This window comes from Frateuria sp. GZRe14 (assembly GCF_051900395.1).
GTDB classification, from domain to species: Bacteria; Pseudomonadota; Gammaproteobacteria; order Xanthomonadales; family Rhodanobacteraceae; genus Frateuria_A; species Frateuria_A edaphi.
Genome location: NZ_JBHZGJ010000001.1, coordinates 2,027,445 through 2,048,884, shown reverse-complemented (window position 1 = coordinate 2,048,884; position 21,440 = coordinate 2,027,445). Strand labels below are relative to the sequence as shown.

Below are 21,440 nucleotides of genomic sequence, written 5' to 3'. Positions count from 1 at the left end.
ACCCCGATGAGACAACCCCTCGCCATCCTTGCCTGGTTGCTGGGTTTCGTTGCGCTGGACCTGTACGTCAACCTGGTGCCCCGGCTGGTCGGCGTGGCGGTGCCGGTGTGGCTGGCGTACGTCGCGGGCTTCTTCGTGCTCGTCTTCGTCGTGTGCCGCCATGGGCTGGGAATCACCCGTGCCGAGCCGCTGGGCCTGGGCCGGCCGGGCGGTTGGTCGCGCTGGCTGTGGACCGGTTTCGCCATCGGCTTCGGCATCTGGGCGCTGAAGAACCTGGTCCTCCTCGCCATGGGCAAATTCGAGGTGGTGGGCTGGCGCGATATCGGCTTCGCGCTGCCGCTGTTGGGCCAGGCCCTGTTCGCCATGTTCTTCGCTTCGGCGATCAACGACCTGATGATCCGCGGTTACGGCCTGGCCTTCTGCCGTCGTTTCGGGTTCATGCGCTGGTACGTACCGCTCACCGTGCTGGTCTATGCGCTGGACGACAGCTGGAACGAGGGCATCGACCCGGGCAACCTGCTGTTCTCGGCCATCCTCGGCCTCTCGCTTGCCTGGACCGTGCTCAAGACCGGCACGCTGTGGATGAGCATCGGCATCCATTGGGGCAGCAATGTCTGCTACCGCTTCATGTCGGGTTTCGACGGCCGGGGCGTACCCCGGCTGGAGCATGTCATCGAAGGCGCGCGGTTCGACTACGCCGCCATGGCAATCACCGCGCTGATGTTCCCGCTGGTGATGCTGGCGGTGCGACGGGCCGGGACGCAGCCAACCACGCGCTGACCGCCCACGCTTATTCCTCGGCGATGCGTACCACCAGCTTGCCGAAGTTCCGGCCCTCGAGCATGCCGATGAAGGCACGCGGCGCGTTCTCCAGGCCTTCGACCACATCCTCGCGGTACTTGATCTTCCCCTGCCGGACCCATTCGCCCATGGCCGCCAGGAACTCGCCGAAGCGTGACCCGTAGTCGTCGAAGATGATGAAGCCCTGCATCCTGATGCGCTTGGTCAGCAGCGTGCGCATGAGCAGACCCAGCCGGTCGGGGCCGGGAGGCAGCTCGGTATCGTTGTATTGCGCGATCAGCCCGCACAGCGGCACGCGCGCCTTGGTGTTGAGCAGCGGCAGCACCGCGTCGAACACCGCGCCGCCCACGCTTTCGAAATAGACGTCGATACCCTGGCGGCAGGCGGCCTCCAGCTGCTGTGGGAAACCCTCGGCGTGGTGGTCTGCGCAGGCGTCGAAGCCCAGCTCGTCCACCACGTAGCCGCACTTCTCGTTGCCGCCGGCGATACCTACGACATGGCAACCCTTGAGTTTTGCGATCTGCCCCACCACGGAGCCCACCGCACCGCTGGCCGCGGCCACCACCACCGTCTCGCCGGGCTTGGGCTGGCCGATGTCCAGCAACCCCATGTACGCGGTGAACCCTGGCATGCCCAGCACGCCCAGCGCCAGCGAGGGATGCGCCATGCCCGGGTCCAGCCGATTCAAGTCCCGGCCGTCCGACAGCGCGTAGTCCTGCCAGCCGCCGTAGGCCAGCACGAGGTCGCCGGCCCGCCAGTCCGGATGCCGGGAGGACGCCACCCGCGCGACGGTGCCGCCGACCATCACGTCGCCCACCGCCAACGGCGTGGCGTACGACTCCGCATCGCTCATGCGCCCGCGCATGTAGGGATCGAGCGAGAGGTAAAGATTGCGTAACAGCACCTGGCCGTCGCCGGGAGCGCTCACCGGCTGCTCAATCAGTCCGAAATCGCTGGCGGTCGGCGCGCCGACCGGGCGGGAGGCGAGGGTGATCTGGCGATTGGCGCTGGAAAGGGTAGCCATGGGGATGCCTTGTCACGGCTTGTCGTGCCGGAAGCGTGTGTGAAAATCGCGGTTCGCGGGCAACCATGGGCCATGCGCCGTGGCCTCCGCGTGGAAGACAGGCCGGTCGCTGGCAACGTTTCGAGCCATCGGACACGGGCCCCAGCAGGCGTGCGGCGCCTTTGCTTCACCTGCAGCCTGCCTGTGGTATGACTTTGGTTTCTTTTTTCGGGTTTACGTCCTGGAGGGTCGTTTGACAGAACAGTTATCCGTGGGAGTAACGGGCCTCGACGATGTCTTGAATGGCGGCCTCTCGAGAGGCCGGCTGTTCCTGCTCGAGGGCAGCCCGGGTACGGGCAAGACCACCATCGGTCTCCAGTTCCTGCTGGCGGGCAGGGATGCCGGGGAGCGGGTGCTCTACGTGACCATGTCCGAAACCGAGGACGAGTTGCGCGCCACCGCCAAATCGCACGGATGGTCGATCGACGGCGTGGACGTCTTCGAACTCGTGCCGCCGGAAAACCTCTTGGACGAAGCACAGCAGCAAAGCCTGCTGTATTCCTCCGACCTGGAGCTTGGCGAAACCACCAGCCGGATCTTCGAAGTGTTCGAACGGATCAATCCGGACCGGGTGGTGATCGACAGCCTCTCGGAAATCCGCCTGCTTGCTCAGGGCTCGCTGCGCTATCGGCGCCAGATACTGACGCTCAAGCATTACTTCGCCCAGGCCAAGGCCACCGTGCTGATGCTGGACGACCTCACCAGCGAGAGCAACGACAAGACGGTACACAGCGTCGCGCACGGCGTCCTGCGCCTGGAAGAGCTTTCGCCGGACTACGGTGCCGAGCGCCGTCGCTTGCGTGTCCTCAAGTACCGGGGCCGCCAGTTCCGCGGCGGTCACCACGATTTCGTGATCCGTTCCGGCGGCGTGCAGGTCTATCCGCGGCTAGTCTCCAGCGAACACGGTGAAGGTTTTTCTCGGGACGTGGTGCCTTCCCCGGTGCCCGGGCTCAACGCGCTGCTCGGGGGAGGCATCGAGCGCGGATCGAGCGTGCTGGTGCTGGGGCCGGCGGGAACCGGAAAGTCGCTGCTTACGCTGACCCTCCTTGTCGGAGCCGTCGAGCGGGGCGAGCGCGCCGCCATGTTCATCTTCGACGAGGAACGGCCCTTGCTGGTCCAGCGGGCGCTCGGCCTGGGGATAGACATGCAGCGCATGATCGATGCCGGCCAACTGGTGGTCGAGCAGGTGGACGCGGCGCAGATGACGCCGGGCGAGTTCTCCGCGCGCGTGCGCCACCACGTGGATGCCGGCGTGCGCACCGTGGCCATCGACAGCCTCAACGGCTACCAGGCCGCGATGCCGCAAGAGCAGGCGCTGGTGCTTCACGTCCACGAGCTTCTGCAATACCTCAACCGGCGCGGGGCCACGGCGTACCTCACCGTGGCCCAGCACGGACTGGTCGGCGACATGAAGTCCCCCGTGGACGTCACCTACCTGGCCGATACGGTCGTGCTGCTGCGCTATTTCGAGGCCGCCGGGCGGGTGCGCCGCGCAATCTCGGTGGTGAAGAAGCGCGCGAGCGCGCACGAGGACACCATCCGCGAATACCGCCTCGGACCTGGCGGCCTCCAGCTGGGCGAACCGTTGACCCAGTTCCAGGGCGTGTTGCGCGGCGTGCCGAGCATGACCGGCGCCGAGCCCGAGCGGCGGCTGATGCCGGACCCGTCGTGATCCCGCATCTTTCCGAACGCATCCTGATCCTGGCGCCGCGGGGACGCGACGCACAGGTCGCCGGAGCCATCGTGGCCGAAGCCGGGTTGCGCTGGCTTTCCTGCGCGTCGCTGGAGACGCTGGTGGAGGGCATGGCCGCGGGTGCCGGCACCGCGCTGGTGACCGAGGAGAGCCTGCTCGAAGGCGACCTGCATGCGCTCTCCGCGTGGCTCGAGGCGCAGCCGCAATGGTCCGATTTTCCTTTCATCCTGGTGACCAGCCGCGGCGGCATCGAGCGCAACCCGGCGGCCGGCCGGCTGCTTACCGTGCTGGGTAACGTCACGTTCCTGGAGCGGCCGTTCCACCCGACCACGCTGGTCAGCCTCGCGCAGGCCGCCCTGCGCGGCCGGCGCCGGCAGTACGAGGCGCGGGAGCGCCTGACCGCTCTGTACGAGAGCGAGCAACGCTTCCGCGCGGCGATCCAGGCGGTGCAGGGAGTGCTGTGGACCACCAATGCGCAAGGCGAGATGGTGGGTGACCAGCCAGGATGGAGTGCGTTGACCGGGCAGACGTTGGTCGATTATGTCGGCAACGGATGGGCCGCGGCCCTGCACCCGGACGACGTGCATCCGACGCTCGGCGCCTGGGCGGCTGCGGTCGCCGAAAAGCGGGCCTACCGTTGCGAACAGCGCGTGCGCGTGCGCAATGGAGACTGGCGGACATTCAGCGTAAGGGCGATCCCGACATTCGACCGCGAAGGCGTGATCCACGAATGGGTCGGCGTGCATACCGACGTGACCGAGCAGCGGGCGACGGAGCACTCCCTTCGCGAGCTCACCGCGACACTCGAGCAGCGCGTGCGCGAAGAAACCGCCGCCCGCCAGGAAGCGCTGGTCAAGCTGCACGAGGCGCAGAAGCTTGAAACCATCGGCCAGCTCACCGGCGGCGTCGCGCACGACTTCAACAATCTCTTGATGCCGATCACCGGCGCGCTGGACCTGCTGCAGCGTCGCTTCGCCGATGCGGACGCTCGTGCCGGCCGGTTGATCGACGGCGCCCTGCAATCGGCCGAGCGTGCGAAGACCCTGGTGCAGCGGCTGCTGGGTTTTGCGCGGCGCCAGACCCTGCAGACGCAGGCCGTCGATCTGGAGAGGCTGCTGGAGGGCATGCACGACCTGATCAGGAGTTCGGTCGGATCGACCATCGAATTGCACACGGTCTGCCCGTCCCACCTGCCACAGGCCGTGGCCGATCCCAACCAGTTGGAGCTGGCGCTCCTCAACCTCTGCGTCAACGCGCGCGACGCCATGCCCAAGGGCGGCACGCTCACCATTGCGGCCGATGTGGTGGCGCCGGGCCCGGAACAGTCGGAACTGCCCCAGCGTGAATACGTGCGCGTGTCCGTGACCGATACGGGCACCGGCATGGACCAGCAGACCCTGGCGCGTGCCATCGAGCCGTTCTTCTCGACCAAGGAAACCGGCCGCGGCACCGGCCTGGGCCTGTCGATGGTGCACGGGCTGGCCGGTCAGCTCGGTGGGCACTTTGCCATCTCCAGTACGCCCGGCAAGGGCACTCGCGTGGAGTTGTGGCTGCCCAAGGCGTCGGGAGCCACGGCATCGATCAGGCGCGAGACGCAGCCGGAGCGACTCCGTACGCCTACTCGTGCCCTCAATGTGCTCCTCGTCGACGACGAACAGCTGGTGCGCGATGGCACGGCTGCGATGCTGCGCGAACTCGGCCACCGCGTGGTGGAGGTCGGCGGTGCTGGCGAAGCTCTCGAAAAACTCCAGGATGGTCTGCAGATCGACGTGGTCGTGACCGACTACAAGATGCCGCGCATGGATGGCGCGGAACTCGCGCGCCGACTGCGCCGCGTGCAACCGGCCTTGCCCGTCCTGCTCATCACCGGCTACAGCGGTCATGCGGACGACACCCGCGGGCTGTCGCGCCTGGCCAAGCCTTTCCGCCAGGCCGACATCGCGGCCGCGCTGGAGGAGCTCATGCCGTCCGCCTCCGCCGCCATCACGGTCGGTACGCTGGAGGGGTGATCCTTCCCAACGGTAGGCCTCCTCCGGGGACTCGAGGATATTACGCGGCGACCACCCCACCGGCATGGGATACGCGCGCCGGAGTGCTGGCCTCGCGGGCGCTGGCGCTAGGCCCGCATGCTGCCGGTGTCCAGGTAGCGCTGATGCCAGGACAGTGCCTCGGTCAGCAGCGAGGGTGACTGCTGTCCATAGGCATGCGCCCGTGCGCGCTCGAAGTAATCGGCCAGCGCGGGGCGATAGTCGGGATGCGCACAGCGGTCGATGATCAAGCGCGCACGCTGCTTGGGCGAGAGCCCGCGCAGGTCGGCCAACCCCTGCTCGGTGACGATCACCTGCACGTCCTGCGGGATGTGGTCGACGTGGCTGGCCTGCGGCACGATCGCGGAGATGCGCCCGTCCTTGGCGGTCGAAGGCGTTATGAAGATCGAGATGTAGGCGTTGCGTGCGAAGTCGCCCGAGCCGCCGATGCCGTTCTGGATGCGCGAGCCCATCACGTGGGTGGAGTTGACCGCGCCGTAGATGTCCGCCTCGATCAGCCCGTTCATCGCCAGGCAACCGAGCCGGCGGATCACCTCCGGGTGATTGCTGATCTCCTGCGGCCGCAGCAGGATGTGGTCGCGATAGCGGGCCACGTTGGCGTTGAAGCTGGCCGCCGCCTCCGGGCTGAGCGAGAAACCGGTTGCCGAGATCACGCCCAGCCGGCCGGCCGCCAGCAGGTCGAGCATGCCGTCCTGGATCACCTCGGTATAGGCATTCATGCGCTCGAACGGGCTGTCCAGCAGGCCTCCCAGCACCGCGTTGGGAATGTTGCCCACGCCCGACTGGATCGGCAGCAGCGCGGGAGGCAACCGCCCGACCTTAACCTCGTGGCGCAGGAATTCGAGCAGGTGGCCGGCAATCGCGCGGGCAGCCGCGTCCGGCGCCCGAAAGGGCAGGTTGCGATCCGGCGCATCGGTTTCCACCACGGCGACCACCCTGTCCGGATCGCATCGCAGATACGGCTCGCCGATGCGGTCGCCCGGCCGGACGATCGGAATGGGTACGCGGTTGGGCGGCAGCGCGGTCCCGTAGTAGATGTCGTGCATGCCATCGAGCGCCGCGCTCTGCCAGCGGTTGACCTCCACGATCACCTGGCGCGCCTGGTCGATCCAGGTCTTGTTGTTGCCGACCGAGGACGAGGGCACCAGCGCCCCGTCCGCCGTGATGCCGCTGACCTCGATCACCGCCGTGTCCAGTGGCCCCAGGAACCCTTGCCAGGCCATTGGCGCGACCTGGCTCAGGTGCAGGTCGAAATACTCCATGCGTCCGGAATTGATCTGCTCGCGCACCAGCGGATCGGAGTTGTAGGGCAGGCGGAACTCGATGCCTTCGGCCCGCGCCAGCGCGCCGTCCAGTTCCGGCCCGGTCGACGCCCCGGTCCACACCCGGACGCGGAACGGCCGTCCGGCCGCATGTTCGGCCTCGATACGCGCCGCCAGCGCCATCGGCACCGCCTTGGGATAGCCCGAACCGGTGAAACCGCTCATCCCCACCGCGCTGCCCGGCGCGATGAAGCGTGCCGCCTGGTCGGCGCCCATCACCTTCCCACGCAGACGCGCACACTGGATCCGCTGTCCGTCGTTCACCGTCGTCTCCTCGCAACTGCTGTTGAAACGAAGGGGCACGCTACGCCCGTCGCCGCGGCGGGTATGTGTGCGCTGGATTCGAGGGTCCGTCGCGAGCGTGACGAACATCTTGCACGCGTTCGGATCGCTCCTGGGCCCGACACTGGCGCGGTACCGGAACGGCAGCGTGACCGGGACCCGGCGCTACCTTGCCACCCGTAACAAGGCGGCCCGAGAGCTCTATCGATTTATTAACGGATCCTGCGCGCACGCCTAACGTTGAAGTCACATACCTTGCGACGTGACGTAGGTGGCGGCGCATGGAAAACCTGATCGTCAGGGTACTGTCCCGCAAGCGGCCTCCGGCCGCCGTGGGCTACGTCGTGACGCTCGGGCTGGTGCTCGCGGTCCTGCTGTTCGAGTACATGTATCGCCCCGCGCTGCACCGCTACTTGCCGTTCCTGCCGGTCGTGTTCGTGTCGGCGCTGTTTTTCGGACGTCCCGCCGGGCTCTTCGCGACGCTCCTCAGCGCCGCCCTTGGCGACGACGTCATAGACCTGCTGCGGGATGGATCCGCGCCGCAGCCGACGGAGATGCTCTTCATCGTCCTGTACGTATCGGTCGGCTGCGCCACCGCGTGGCTGATCGAAGCGCTGCGCTCGGCCGTCTGCAAGCTGCTCGACGCGGAGGCGGAAACCTCGCTGCTGCTGGACGAACTGGCGCACCGCACCCGCAACGACCTGATGATGATCTCCTCGGTGCTCAACCTGCAGGCGATGCGCCAGACCGACGCGCATGCGCGTGAGGCGCTCGAGTCAGCGGTGGCGCGCGTGCGCGTGATCGCCGAAGCCCAGGAGCGCCTGCGCAAATCCGGCAAGCACGGCGAGGTGGAAGTGGCCGCCTACCTGCGGGCGCTCGGCCACGGCCTGGCCGAACTTCTGCGCGACGTGCGCCCGATCCGCGTGCGCGTCCTGGCCACTCCCATGTTCGTGGATGCGCCGGTGGCCGTGTCCATCGGCCTGATCGCCAACGAGCTTGTCACCAACGCCTTCAAGTACGCCTTTCCGGACGGGCAGGGCGGCACCGTGCAGATCACGTTGGAATTGACCGCCGCAGGCGTTGTCCTGAGTGTGGAAGACGATGGCGTGGGCGTCCCGCCTTCAAAGAAGGACGGCCTGGGCACACGGCTCGTGCAACTACTCGCCTCGCACCTGGGCGGAACGGTCCAGGCGATGCCCCGCGAGTACGGACATGGCGTCAAGGTGTTGCTGCCGATCAAGCCTGCCGCGGTAGTGCTCACGGCCGTCAGTACTGACGGTTGATCCTTGCAGGCGACGCTGGCCGCCGATCGGCTAGTGCACGACAAAAGAACTGTGCAGGGGAATGGATATGTTGCGGACGTGATCTTTCACCGTGACGGTGACCTGCCAGACCCCGCGCGGGTCACCCGGATCATCCGTGTACGTCATCGACGCGTTCGACAAATAGACGTTGCCAGGATCGCCGGGTCGGATCTTCAGGCAGGGCAGATCCTGCTGCCGGACCGAATCCGTTCCGTCGGGCCGCACCACGGCAAAGTCGCAGGTGATGTCGGTCATCCCCGAGGCCGGATCCACTTTCACGTTGGACACGAACGTAAGGATGAACAGCGCACCGCCCGGCCGTACCTCCCGCGTCTGATCGAAGTGAGGTGTGGTCTCGGGCGCCGTGTTCCACTTGGCCTGCCAGTCCTTGTCGGGCGTGATCAGAAGCGCCGCGCCCAGACCGTCACGCGACTTCATCGCCTCCGTCTCCGGAATGGGTTTGCCCGAGCGGTCGTGCCAGAACTGCGCCGAAGCTGACAGCGAAAGGGAAGCTGCTACAAGACCTACCAACCAACGTCGAAATATCACGGCGCGTCCTTTATCCGATTGGTTGACGCGTGGGCGGCGTACACCAGTTCATTACCGGACAGATCATTGCGCGCCAGCAAGCCATGGGGGAAGTGCTAGCGTGGACCAGGCGCCGCTTCGTCCGAGAAAGACGAGGCAACACCTGCGCCGCCCCTGGGCAAGTGTTGGGTGCGAGCTCGGGGCTATCGGGAAACGAGAGTCCCGCAGTGTGGAATCTTGGGCAGCGAGGTCGAGCGGCGCCCAGCCGTTCGGGGCCCTCTCTTATGCCTCGAGCCGCCGTAGGTTTGAGCTGACAAAGCCTGCGCCGTAAAGTGCGACGAGGACTCAAGGGGAATCACCGTGGCAGACATCACCAAGGCCAGGAAAGGCCAGCTCGTTCGTGCGTTGTTCGACATCCTTCTGGAGCAGCCCGAGGGCATGTATGCGTCCGATGCGTTGCAGGTGCTCGCCGAGCGCATGAAGCCCACTGATTACGAAGCGGGAAACTTCGATTCTGGGGGACGGCGCTTCGAGCGCATCGTTCGCTTCAACACCATCGCGTCGGTCAAGGCGGGCTGGCTCGTGAAGCGCAAGGGGGTCTGGACGGTCACGGATGAGGGACGGGCCGCGGCCCAGGCCTACCCGGATGCCTCGCGGTTCTTTGACGAAGCCAAGAAGCTCTACCGCAAATGGCGAAAAGGGCAACCAGCCGCGATCGAAGAACAGGTGGACGACGAGGCGGTCGAGAACTCGTCCGCTGTCACGCTCGAGCAAGCAGAGGAGATGGCCTGGAAAGAGATCGAGGACTATCTGGCCGAGATGCCGCCCTACGATTTTCAGGAGCTGGTGGGCGAACTGCTGAAGGCCATGGGTTACCACATCGCCTGGGTGGCGCCGCCGGGCAAGGACGGGGGCGTGGACCTCGTCGCCTATAACGATCCGCTCGGCACCAAGCCCCCACGCATCAAGGTCCAAGTCAAGCGCAACGCCAACTCACCCAAGATCGACGTGATCGGTCTGCGGAGCTTCATGGCGGTGCTTGGCGAGGGCGATGTCGGCCTGTTCGTGGCGCTTTCCGGCTTCACCAAGGATGCGGAATGGGAGGCGCGCCAGTCGCACCGGCGCCTCACCTTGCTGGATACCGCCAAGCTGCTGGAACTCTGGACGAGCCACTACAGCAAGCTGGAAGACGCTGCGCGTCGCCGGCTGCCGCTCAAGCCAGTCTGGTTCCTGGCTGGCGAAGACTGACGATTTCGCTTTGCGGCGACAACCATTCGATCGAGGCAGTAAGCATCGTGATCACAGGCACCATCAAATCCCAGGTCGACCAGATCTGGAACGCGTTCTGGAGCGGCGGCATTTCCAACCCCATGGAGGTCATCGAGCAGATGACCTACCTGCTCTTCATCAAACGACTGGACGAGCTGCATACGGCTCGCGAGAAGAAGGCCAATCGCCTCAAGCAGCCCATCGAGAACCCCATCTTCAATCGCAACCAGCAGAAGCTGCGCTGGTCGTACCTCAAGGATCTCGGCGACCCAGGGCTGCTCTACTACATAGTCTCGGAAGAGGTGTTCCCCTTCATCAAGAAGCTGGGCGGTACGCACGGCGAGTCCACCTACGCCACCCACATGAAGGATGCGCGCTTCACCATCCCCACGCCGGCGCTGCTGGCCAAGGTGGTGGACATGCTCGATGCCATCCCCATGGAGGATCGCGACACCAAGGGCGATCTCTACGAGTACATGCTCGGCAAGATCGCCAGCGCCGGGCAGAACGGCCAGTTCCGCACGCCACGCCACATCATCAAGCTGATGGTGGAGATGATGGCGCCCAAGCCCAGCGACGTGATCTGTGATCCCGCCTGCGGCACGGCCGGCTTCCTGGTGGCCGCGGCCGAATACCTCGACCAGCACCACCGCGACGAAATCTACGCAGACAAGAAAACGCTCAAGCGCTTCAACCACGACACCTTCCACGGCTTCGACTTCGACAGCACCATGCTGCGCGTCGGCTCCATGAACATGCTGCTGCATGGCGTGGAAGACCCGGCCATCGAGAACCGCGACTCCTTGAGCGAGAGCCACGCCGGCGTCGAGGACCAGTTCAGCCTGATCCTGGCCAACCCGCCGTTCGCTGGCAGCCTGGACTACCAGAGCACCGCCAAGGACCTGCAGGCCATCGTCAAGACCAAGAAGACCGAGCTGCTGTTCGTGGCGCTGTTCCTGCGCCTGCTGAAGGCCGGCGGTCGGGCCGCGGTGATCGTGCCGGATGGCGTGCTGTTCGGCTCCTCCAAGGCGCACAAGACGCTGCGCCGCCTGCTGGTGGAAGAGCACAAGCTGGACGGCATCGTCTCCATGCCCTCGGGCGTGTTCCGCCCCTACGCCGGCGTGTCCACCGCCATCCTGCTGTTCACCAAGACCAACTCCGGCGGCACCGACCATGTGTGGTTCTACGACATGCAGGCTGACGGCTACTCGCTGGACGACAAGCGCAATCCGCTGGACCCGACTAAGCACGAGACCAACAACCTGCCGGACCTCCTAGCCCGCTGGCAGCATCGGGACAAAGAAGCCAAACGCGCCCGCACCGAGCAGAGCTTCCTGGTGCCCAAGGCCGAGATCGCCGCTAACGATTACGACCTGTCGATCAACCGCTACAAGCAGGTGGTGTACGAGGAAGTGCAGCACGCTTCACCGCAGGTGATCCTGGCCGAGCTGAAGGCGCTGGAGGGGGAGATCATGCGGGGGATGGAGGAGCTTGAGGGAATGTTGAAGTGAATTGGCGAACTGCCACCTTGGAGGATATTTGCGTTTTTATACGTAACGGAAAGTCCATCCAGCAATCAAAGGAAGTAGATGGCCTGCCGATTACCCGCATAGAAACCATCGCCAATGAGTCAATCGACGAGCACCGTGTGGGTTATGCCGGGGTGACAGAAGATGAAGCGGGTGATCACCTCCTCCAGACTGGCGACATACTTTTCAGTCACATTAATAGCCTTGATCACCTTGGAAAGACGGCAATCTATGAAGGTCGGCCGAGGCAGCTCGTGCATGGGATGAATCTTCTTAACCTTCGGCCTGACCAAGCTGCGGTACTTCCCAGCTATCTGTTGCACGTCTTGCGTGCTCCCATGAGCAGAGCCAAGTTCCAGCGGATCGCAAATAAGTCGGTCAACCAGGCCAGCATTTCCGCGGGCAACTTGAAGAAAGTAGTGGTGCCGCTGCCGCCGCTGGCCGAGCAACGCCGCATCGCGGCAATTCTGGACAAGGCCGACGCGCTGCGCGCCAAGCGCCGCGAAGCCATCGCAAAGCTCGGTAAGCTGCTGCAGTCCGTATTCCTGGACATGTTCGGCGATCCAGTGACGAATCCGAAGGGTTGGCCGAGGGCTTCGATAGGAAGTTTCGCGTCCTTCATCACAAGCGGGTCGCGTGGTTGGGCCAAGTACTATGCCGATTCGGGTGCGAAATTCATCCGCATCCAAAATTTGGTTAACGGCGAACTGGATATGGAGGAGTGCGCATTTGTTCGTGCACCTGAATCCGCGGAGGCCCGCAGAACGCTTGTACAAGAGGGGGACGTGCTGGTCAGCATTACTGCCGACCTTGGGCGGACCGCAGTGGTGCCAGAGGGGCTTGGCGCGGCCCACATTAATCAACATATCGCCATTCTTCGACTCTCTGGAATTGACCCGTCTTACGTTTCGCACTTTCTCGCTGGTCCTGGCGGGCAAATTCAGTTCGAGAAATTGAACCGTTCGGCGGTAAAGGCTGGTCTAAATTTTGATGACCTGAGGTCGCTGCAAATTTTTGTTCCTCCGGTTGATGTTCAGGGTCAATATTTACAGAGAATTGAGTCGATCAAGAACCTCAGGCGGAGTAACGATCTTGATTTCCTTGGTTTAGACAAGCTGTTCTTTGGCCTTCAGCAAAGAGCCTTCGCAGGGACGCTCTAACCATGACCAACTTCCAGTTCCTCCTCCCCGAGTTCAAACCGCTCTACGAGCCGGCAAAGGGCGCGGAGCAACTGGTCTATTCCGATCCGCGCGCCTGCTGCATGCGCACCCGCCATGCGCTGGAGCAGGCGGTGCACTGGCTGTACGAGCACGACCGCGACCTCCGCATGCCGTACGACAGCGGCCTCAATGTGCTGCTGACGGACCACGACTTCCAGCAGCTGCTGCCGCCGCATATCCACCAGAAGACCCGTCTGATCCAGAAGCTGGGCAACCAGGCAGTGCATGCCGGTCAGCCGATCGGGCAGCTGGATGCGCTGCGGCTGGTGCGCGAGCTGTTCCACGTGCTGTTCTGGCTGGTGCGCAACTACACCCGCGCCAGCGATCCCAAATCGCTGGAGGCCAGCTTTGACGAAAAGCGCGTGCCGCGGCTGGTGCGTGCCGACGAAGCCATCGCGCTGACCCGCGAGGAGCTGAAAAAGCAGGAGGCGAAGTTCCAGCAGCAGATTGCCGCCCAGCACGCTGCGCTGGAACAGCGCGAGGCGGCGATTGCCGAGCAGGCCGCCACGCTGGCCGAGCGCGAGGCGCTACTGGCGCAGGTGAACGCGAAGCTGGCCGAAGCCCGCGCCGAGCTGGCCCAGGCCAAGGCCGCCAATATCGCCGTGCCCGACACGCACGACTACGACGAGGCGGACACGCGCCGCTTCTTCATCGACGTTTTGCTGCGCGAGGCCGGCTGGACGGTGGGCGGCAATGCCTCGGTGGAAGTGCCGGTGACCGGCATGCCCAACAATAAGGGCGAGGGTTTCGTCGACTACGTGCTGTGGGGCAAGGACGGCCTGCCGCTGGCGGTGGTGGAGGCCAAGCGCAGCCTGAAAGACCCGGACGTGGGCCAGCAGCAAGCCAGGCTCTATGCCGACTGCCTGGAGGCCGAGAAGGGCCGCCGACCGCTGATCTTCTACACCAACGGCAACACCACCTGGCTGTGGGACGACCGCCGCGCGCCGCCGCGTGAGGTGCAGGGCTTTTACACCCGTGAGGAACTGGAGCTGGCGATCCAGCGCCGGGGCATGCAGGGTGACCCGCGCGCGCTGGCGATCAACACCGCCATCGTGGAGCGCCCTTACCAGCAACGCGCCATCCGCGCGATGGTCGAGGCGCTAGCCAGCGGCCGCCGCGCGGGCCTGCTGACCATGGCCACCGGCACCGGCAAGACCCGCACCGCCATCGCTTTGGTGGAGCTGCTGATGCGCGCCAACTGGGTGAAGCGCGTGCTGTTCCTGGCCGACCGCGTGGCGCTGGTGAACCAGGCGGCCGGGGCGTTCAAGGAGCATCTGCCTGATTCCAGTCCGGTGAACCTGGTGACCAAGAAGCACGGGCAGGGCCGGGTGTACCTCAGCACCTATCCGACCATGATGGGCCTGATCGACCAGATGGACGGCGATACCCGTCGCTACGGCGTCGGGCATTTCGACCTGGTGATCGTCGACGAGGCGCACCGCAGCGTGTACCAGAAGTACGGCGCGATCTTCCGCTACTTCGACAGCTACCTGGTGGGCCTCACCGCCACCCCGCGCGACGAGGTGGACCGCGACACCTACCATCTGTTCGGCCTGGAAACTGGCGTGCCCACCGACGCCTACTCGCTGGACGAGGCGGTGGCCGACGGCTTCCTGGTGCCGCCTAAGGCGCACTCGGTGCCGATGAAGTTCGTCCGCGAAGGCATCAAGTACGACGAGCTGAGTGACGAGGAAAAGGAGCACTGGGAGTCGCTGGACTGGGGCGACCGCGCCGGCGAGAGCGAAGAGGCGCCCAACGAGGTGGCGGCTTCCGACATCAACAAGAAGCTGTTCAACCAGGACACCGTCGACAAGATGCTCCGCCACCTGATGGAGCACGGCCTGAAAGTGGACGGCGGCGACAAGCTGGGCAAGACCATCATCTTCGCGGTGAACCAGAAGCATGCCGAGTTCATCGCCAGGCGCTTCAACGACAACTACCCGCATTACAAAGGCGAGTTCGCCCGCGTGATCACCCATGCGGTGAATTACGCCCAGAGCCTGATCGACGACTTCGGCAGCAAGCTCAACAAGCTGCCGCAGATCGCCATTTCGGTGGACATGCTGGACACCGGCATCGACGTGCCGCAGGTGCTGAACCTGGTGTTCTTCAAGGCGGTGCGCTCGAAGGTGAAGTTCCTGCAGATGATCGGCCGAGGCACCCGCCTGTGCCCGGAACTGTTCGCACCGGGCGCGCACAAAACCGAGTTCTACATCTTCGACTTCTGCGCCAACTTCGAATACTTCAACGAGAATCCGAAGGGCGCGCTGGGAGGGCTGGCTGAGCCTCTTGGCAAGCGCTTGTTCAAGGCGCGGCTTGACCTGCTGTCATTGCTGCCGGACGGGCAGTTCCCCGATCCACATACCAGCTCGGACCAGCCGGGTAGGTACGACGCGCTCGGCGCGCTGCGGGCGTCGCTGACCGACGAGCTGCATGGGGAAGTCGTCGCGATGAATCTGGACAACTTCATCGTGCGGACGGAGCGCGAGCACGTGACCCGGTTCCGCGAGCGCGAGTCATGGCTGTCGCTGGACGATTCGGCTCTAGGCGACCTGCGCGCCCATGTAGCCGGACTGCCGAGCGAGCGCGAGCCGGAACACATTACGGCCAAGCTGTTCGACCTGATCTGCCTGAACCTGCAGTTGGCCCTGGTGCGCTCTACCGCGGATTTCATCGCCTATCGGGACAAGGTAATCGAGCTGGCCAGCGAGCTAGAAACAAAGGAGGCGATTCCTTCCGTGCGCGCGGAGCTGGCGCTGATCCAGGACGTGCAAACCGAGGAGTACTGGAAGGACATCACTCTGCCGATGATCGAGCACGTGCGGCGGCACCTACGCGGGCTGATCCAGTTCATCGAACGCAAGTCCTCCAAGCCGGTGTACAGCGTGCTCACCGACCAGATTGGCGAGGGGAGCGAAGTCACTCTTAAGGACTTCAGCACCGGCGTCAACCTCGCCCAGTACAAGAAGAAGGTAGAGGCGTACATCCGCGCCAACGAGAACCATGTCGCGATCGCCAAGCTCAAGCACAACAAGCCGCTGACGCCAACAGACCTGCACGAACTGGAGCGTTTCGTCTACGAGTCCGAGCCTGTGGAGAGCCGGGCGCGATTCGAGCAGTGTTATGGCGATGGGGCACCGCTCGCGCGGTTTGTCCGGTCGCTGGTCGGCCTGGACCGGAATGCCGCCAAGGAGGCGTTCGGCCACTTCCTGGATGAAGCCCGCTACAGCAGTCAGCAAATCCGCTTCATTGAAATGATGATCGACCGCCTCACCATGCGCGGGGTGATGGAGCCGGGTCAGCTCTACGAGCCGCCATTTACCAGGCTGCATCACGAGGGGCTTGATGGGGCTTTTGGCGATGGCGATGCTGATGCCATTCTTGCCGTATTGGCCGACATCAACCAAAGGGCCGCCTAGTTGCGGTCTCCCAACAGGTTGCTATGACTGAGGCCGGCCCGGTGCTACCGCTTTCTGGCTCCTTCGCCTTGGCTGCTGCCTTAGTCCGAAGTTATGAGACTACGCTGCATTAGCTTGTAAGGACCGGTATAAGCCGGGCATGCCTCCGTGGAGACTGACGTGGCCAAGAACGTATTTGCATTCATTGGCTTGTGGGTAGTTGTTGCCGCGACACAGCGGCTGATGCGAGTATGTCAGCAGGCAGCCAACGCCGAGTGACTGGCTAATGCTTAGCCTGCAGACGACCATACAGGGGAATGAATTTGAAAGCCATTTTGAAAAAATGCACGGACGAAGACTTTCAGTATGTTTCTGAGGTTCTGGATAATTACGCTTCGTTTACTAATGATAGTAAGCGCAAAAAGTTGCTTAGAGATCCATCCAAGAGAGAAGAGCTGATTGATTTGCTGGACGAGCAGATCAGGTACTTCGGTTCCGCCGATCTTGCTTACTTCGCGCGGGCAGTGTCGAGCAGAGATCCCGGGATCTCATCGAGTGAGCTAGTCGCTGATGTTTGCGAGAAACTAAAAGTTAAGATCAGGCAAGGAGCAAGCATCGAAGCCATGCTTGAACAGTTGGTCGCCGCGACGGTAGACAAGGAACTGCGGAGCAAGTCCGCCGAGGACCTCGCCAAAACTTTCAGGGACTTTAAGATCGGTGACAAGGAACGCGATCTGTTCCTCGAGCACGTTAAAACGAAGGGCGAAGTTCTTGTTCCCCTGCTTATCGAAGTACTCGGTCCCAAGGTCGCTACCGGAGTCATCGAAACTGTCGTCGTGGGTATTATCGCCCGTTTTATTGGCCAACAGGCAGCCAAGAAGCTGGTGACGGAAGTGATTAAGCGGAACCCGTGGTTGAATGCGCTGGGGCCTGCGGTGTGGGTCGCATCGGGCGCCTGGCTGGCATTCGACATGCAAGGACCTGCATTCCGCAAAACCATACCCATTTGCTTATATCTAGGGTTGGTCGCATTGCGCGATGGGCGGGAAGCTATCGCTGCGACCGAAGTGGCCTAAGTAAGAAGAGTTAGCAGGTCGCGATAAGCCTTTAATTGAGGTTTGTAGGGCTTGGGAATGGCGATCGCTCTTTTGGAGCTAAGCCAAGCTTGGCTAAGCCAAAACTCTGGGCCAGTAACGCAAGCATTTTTAAAGGTCTGGCTCGCGCAACTGGCGCAGGGTCGTTCGAAGGCTGGTTTGCGCGCGCTCGCTACCAAATCGAGTGCGAAGGTGCTTTAGGTGTCGCGCGCGTTCTCAATCAGCGAGCGACGCTCTCTTCCGGCGATGGCCCACCCCATGACTTCCGGCCGTGTCCCTCACGCCCGACTCGGGCAACACTCGCGGGGCTCTATGCCGTTCGTCACCCCCGCGGTGCCGCCGGCACTGCCCGTCGCACCGCTCATCCCCACAAGGACCCCTATGCGCCGTTCACTAGCTTCCGCAATCTGCCTGGCCCTGGCCGGGCTTTCCATGGCTCCGTTGGGGGTCGCTTCGGCGGCCGAGGTGCGGGAGGCGACGACGCAGTTGCCGCGGGGGGTGGTGCCTTCGCACTACGACGTGGCGGTGACGCCGCATGCGGAGAAGATGACGTTCGATGGCCAGGTGACGATCACCCTGACGGTGGTCAAGCCGACCAGCTCGATCACGCTCAATGCCGCGGACCTGACCTTCTCCAAGGCCTCGCTGACGGCGGAGAAGGGCAAGATGGCGTTCGCCGCGCCAAAGATCGCGGTGGATGAGAAGGCGCAGACCGCGACCTTCACCTTCGACCATCCGATCCCCGCGGGCACCTACCGCCTGGCGATGACCTACGCCGGCAAGATCGGCACCCAGGCCAACGGCCTGTTCGCGCTGGACTACGACACCAAGGCCGGCAAGAAGCGCGCGCTGTACACGCAGTTCGAGAACTCCGACGCCCGCCGCTTCATTCCCTCGTGGGACGAGCCCAACTACAAGGCCACCTTCACCCTGACGGCCACCGTGCCGACGGGCGAGATGGCGGTGAGCAACCTGCCGATCGCTTCGAAGAAGGACCTGGGCAACGGCATGACCGAAGTCCACTTCGGCCAGTCGCCGAAGATGTCGACCTACCTGCTGTTCTTCGGCCTGGGTGATTTCGAGCGCGCGACGCTCGACGCCGAAGGCACCGAGATCGGCGTAATCACGCAGAAGGGCATGGTCGACCAGGCGCAGTTCGCGCTGGATTCGTCCAAGCTGGTGCTGAAGGAATACAACGACTACTTCGGCGTGCCGTACCCGCTGCCGAAGCTGGACAACATCGCGGCGCCGGGCCAGAGCCAGTTCTTTTCGGCGATGGAGAACTGGGGCGCGATCTTCACCTTCGAGTATTCGCTGCTGATGAACCCGCACATCTCCACGCAGCGGGACAAGGAGCGCGTGTTCAACGTCGCCGCGCACGAGATGGCGCACCAGTGGTTCGGCGACCTGGTGACGATGAGCTGGTGGGACGACCTGTGGCTCAACGAGGGCTTCGCCTCGTGGATGGCCGCGCGCACCACCCAGAAGCTGCACCCGGAATGGCACACCGAGCTGGACGCGGTCGGCGTGCGCGAAGGCGCGATGAGCCAGGATTCGGTCGTCACCACGCATCCGGTGGTGCAACACGTAGAGACGGTGGAGCAGGCCAGCCAGGCGTTCGACGCGATCACCTATTCCAAGGGCGAGGCGGTGATCCACATGCTGGAAGGCTACGTGGGCGAAGAGGCCTGGCGCACCGGCGTGCGCAACTACATCAAGGCGCACGAGCACGGCAACACGGTGTCGGACGACCTGTGGAAGTCGGTGCAGGCCGCGGCCGGCAAGCCGATCACGCAGATCGCGCACGACTTCACGCTGCAGCCGGGCATTCCGATGCTCGAGGTGCGCGCGGCCGCGTGCACCAATGGCAAGACCAGCATCGCGCTGCGCCAGGGCGAGTTCACCCGTGACCGGCCGGAGAAGAAGCCGCTTCGCTGGCACGTGCCGGTGATCGCCCAGACGGTCGGCGGCGAGCCGGTGCGCATGGTGGTCGACGGCAAGGCCACGATGACCGTGCCGGGCTGTGGCCCGGTGCTGGTCAACGCCGGCCAGACCGGCTACTACCGCACGCTCTACGCGCAGAACAACTTCGACGCGCTGAAGGGCCAGTTCGCCAAGCTCGCGCCGATCGACCAGCTCGGTCTGCTGGGCGACACCTGGGCGCTGGGCATGGCCGGCAACGAGCCGGTGTCCAACGTGCTGGCGTTGATCACCGCGACGCCGGCCGACGCCGACCCGCAGGTGTGGTCCGAGGTGGCCGGTTACCTCTCGGCGCTGGACAACTACTACCGCGGCGACCAGGCACGGCAGCAGCGCCTGCGCAGCTTCGCGCTGGGCCAGCTGCAGCCGGTGTTTGCCAAGATCGGCTGGGAGGCCAGGCCGGGCGAGAGCGCGCCGACCGCCAACCTGCGCCAGGAGCTGATCGGCACGATGGCAGGCCTGGGCGACGAGCAGGTGATCAACGAGGCCCGTCGCCGCTTCGCCGCGCAGAAGACCGATCCGAACGCCGTGCCGGTGGCGCTGCGCAAGACCATCACCGCGATCGTCGCGCAGAAGGCCGATCAGTCGACCTGGGACCAGCTGCACGCCCAGGCCAAGGCCGAGACCACGCCGCTGATCAAGGACCAGCTCTACAGCATGCTCTCGATCCCCGAGAACGATGCGCTGGCACAGCGTGCGCTCGACCTGGCACTCACCGACGAGCCGGGTGCGACCAACAGCGCGGGCATGATCCGTGCGGTGGGCTTCTACCATCCGGAGATGGCGTTCGACTTCGCCGTGGCCCACCGCGAGCAAGTCAACAAGCTGGTCGATTCGACCTCCAGCAGCCGCTACTACCCGGTGCTGGGCGCAAGCTCGACCAAGCCGGAGATGATCCAGAAGATCCAGGACTACGCGCAGAAGTACATCGCGCCGACCTCGCGCCGCGTGGCCGAGCAGGTGGTCGCGAACATTAAGTACCGCATGATGATCCGCAAGGATCGCCTGTCGGAAATCGACGCGTGGCTGGACAAGCACGCCGGCTGATCCGGCCGGGTCGGTGAGAGAGGAAGGCCCCGCATGGCGGGGCCTTTTTCTTTGCGTGCCGCGGGGACCTCAGCCACGCTGGCGGGTGATCGGCTGCCTTGATCGGGCCTTGACGAAAATCCCTTCCACGGCATGACCTCTGGCCCTATCCGATCGCCATGGTCGGCATACGCTGATCGCGCCGTCTGATGGATGGCTCTTTCATCGATGGGACGGCCGTGGGCGGTGCCTGTGGCAGGCGATCATCCGTGCGTGTGGCAGGCGGACCGTCCGAAACCTCATGAGCGATAAGCCAAACCCCTGGCCGCTCATGGGTCCCCCACGTCGATGAGAAGCAGGTATCCCCATGAACGCATGCTCTGCAATCCGCATACACCGCCGCCTTGCGGCGGGGGCCTTGGCGCTGGCGGTCGTTGGCGTCTTCGGTGCACTGGGCTCCGCTACGGTTTCGGCCAACGAGATCACGACGGGCAGGGTATTCGGCAGGGCGCCCGCGGGCGCCACCGTGCTGGTCAGCAGTCCCGAGATCGGCATCCATCGCACGATCCGCGCAAATGACCGGGGCCTCTATCGGATGGGCTGGGTGCCGGTAGGCATCTATTCGGTCACGGTGCTCGACAACGGCCAGCCTACGGTCATGCACCCGAATGTGCAGGTGCTCGTGGACACCGGTTCCAGGGTGGATTTTGGTTGTTTCCATGGACGGTGCTCGGAGGTCGCGGCGAACTAACGAAGGGGCCCCGGCAAGGGCGTCGACGATACGCAAGGCATCTGGCGCCCGGCGCGGAAACGCCGGGCGCTTTATGCGACCGGGCGTCGGCGTGGACCTGGCCTGCTCTTCCCACGGGAATGGGCGGGAACG

At 64.4% G+C, this 21,440-nt stretch carries 14 protein-coding genes; 11 read left to right on the top strand and 3 right to left on the bottom strand.

Annotated features, from left to right (window positions below):
- Positions 1–6: 6 nt before the first annotated feature.
- Positions 7–780, top strand: a complete 774-nt coding sequence (locus ACFWZ1_RS09395; RefSeq protein ID WP_439666216.1) for a CPBP family intramembrane glutamic endopeptidase — start codon at positions 7–9, stop codon at positions 778–780.
- Between the two features lie 10 nt (positions 781–790).
- Here the strand turns inward: ACFWZ1_RS09395 and ACFWZ1_RS09390 are convergent, their stop codons facing one another.
- The gene (locus tag ACFWZ1_RS09390; protein ID WP_439666215.1) at positions 791–1,825 is read right to left on the bottom strand and encodes an NADP-dependent oxidoreductase; all 1,035 of its coding nucleotides are present in this window, start codon (positions 1,823–1,825) and stop codon (positions 791–793) included.
- A gap of 220 nt (positions 1,826–2,045) precedes the next feature.
- On the opposite strand from ACFWZ1_RS09390, the gene ACFWZ1_RS09385 reads away from it, so the two are divergent.
- Both ACFWZ1_RS09385 and ACFWZ1_RS09380 read left to right on the top strand, forming a co-directional pair.
- On the top strand, positions 2,046–3,536 hold the full coding sequence (locus ACFWZ1_RS09385) for an ATPase domain-containing protein (RefSeq protein WP_231325981.1): 1,491 nt from the start codon (positions 2,046–2,048) through the stop codon (positions 3,534–3,536).
- Positions 3,533–5,566, top strand: a complete 2,034-nt coding sequence (locus ACFWZ1_RS09380) for an ATP-binding protein (protein WP_439666214.1) — start codon at positions 3,533–3,535, stop codon at positions 5,564–5,566. Before ACFWZ1_RS09385 ends, ACFWZ1_RS09380 begins: the two co-directional genes overlap by 4 nt.
- A gap of 107 nt (positions 5,567–5,673) precedes the next feature.
- Here the strand turns inward: ACFWZ1_RS09380 and ACFWZ1_RS09375 are convergent, their stop codons facing one another.
- Positions 5,674–7,143 carry an acetyl-CoA hydrolase/transferase family protein gene (locus tag ACFWZ1_RS09375; protein ID WP_439666891.1) on the bottom strand — a complete coding sequence of 490 codons (1,470 nt, stop codon included), beginning with the start codon at positions 7,141–7,143 and terminating at the stop codon, positions 5,674–5,676.
- Positions 7,144–7,490: 347 nt separating this feature from the next.
- On the opposite strand from ACFWZ1_RS09375, the gene ACFWZ1_RS09370 reads away from it, so the two are divergent.
- Positions 7,491–8,492, top strand: a complete 1,002-nt coding sequence (locus ACFWZ1_RS09370; RefSeq protein WP_439666213.1) for a sensor histidine kinase — start codon at positions 7,491–7,493, stop codon at positions 8,490–8,492.
- 30 nt (positions 8,493–8,522) lie between these two features.
- On the opposite strand, the gene ACFWZ1_RS09365 is transcribed toward ACFWZ1_RS09370, so the two are convergent.
- Positions 8,523–8,951 (bottom strand): hypothetical protein, encoded by a 429-nt coding sequence (locus tag ACFWZ1_RS09365; protein WP_439666212.1) that lies wholly within the window; start codon positions 8,949–8,951, stop codon positions 8,523–8,525.
- A 450-nt stretch (positions 8,952–9,401) separates the two neighbouring features.
- Between ACFWZ1_RS09365 and ACFWZ1_RS09360 the strand changes: the two genes are divergently transcribed.
- The 7 genes from ACFWZ1_RS09360 to ACFWZ1_RS09330 all read left to right on the top strand — a co-directional run bounded on the left by ACFWZ1_RS09360 (position 9,402) and on the right by ACFWZ1_RS09330 (position 21,308).
- On the top strand, positions 9,402–10,289 hold the full coding sequence (locus ACFWZ1_RS09360; protein ID WP_439666211.1) for a restriction endonuclease: 888 nt from the start codon (positions 9,402–9,404) through the stop codon (positions 10,287–10,289).
- 47 nt (positions 10,290–10,336) lie between these two features.
- Entirely contained in the window at positions 10,337–11,821 is a 1,485-nt protein-coding gene (locus ACFWZ1_RS09355; protein WP_439666210.1) for a type I restriction-modification system subunit M, read from the top strand.
- Complete coding sequence (locus ACFWZ1_RS09350) at positions 11,818–12,999, top strand: restriction endonuclease subunit S (RefSeq protein WP_439666209.1); 1,182 nt, start codon at positions 11,818–11,820, stop codon at positions 12,997–12,999. Before ACFWZ1_RS09355 ends, ACFWZ1_RS09350 begins: the two co-directional genes overlap by 4 nt.
- 2 nt (positions 13,000–13,001) lie before the next feature.
- Complete coding sequence (locus ACFWZ1_RS09345) at positions 13,002–16,478, top strand: DEAD/DEAH box helicase family protein (RefSeq protein WP_439666208.1); 3,477 nt, start codon at positions 13,002–13,004, stop codon at positions 16,476–16,478.
- 296 nt (positions 16,479–16,774) lie between these two features.
- Entirely contained in the window at positions 16,775–17,533 is a 759-nt protein-coding gene (locus tag ACFWZ1_RS09340; RefSeq protein ID WP_439666207.1) for a hypothetical protein, read from the top strand.
- A gap of 399 nt (positions 17,534–17,932) precedes the next feature.
- Positions 17,933–20,578 (top strand): M1 family metallopeptidase, encoded by a 2,646-nt coding sequence (locus ACFWZ1_RS09335; RefSeq protein WP_439666206.1) that lies wholly within the window; start codon positions 17,933–17,935, stop codon positions 20,576–20,578.
- 346 nt (positions 20,579–20,924) lie between these two features.
- Positions 20,925–21,308, top strand: a complete 384-nt coding sequence (locus ACFWZ1_RS09330; protein ID WP_439666205.1) for a carboxypeptidase-like regulatory domain-containing protein — start codon at positions 20,925–20,927, stop codon at positions 21,306–21,308.
- The last annotated feature ends 132 nt before the right edge of the window (positions 21,309–21,440 follow it).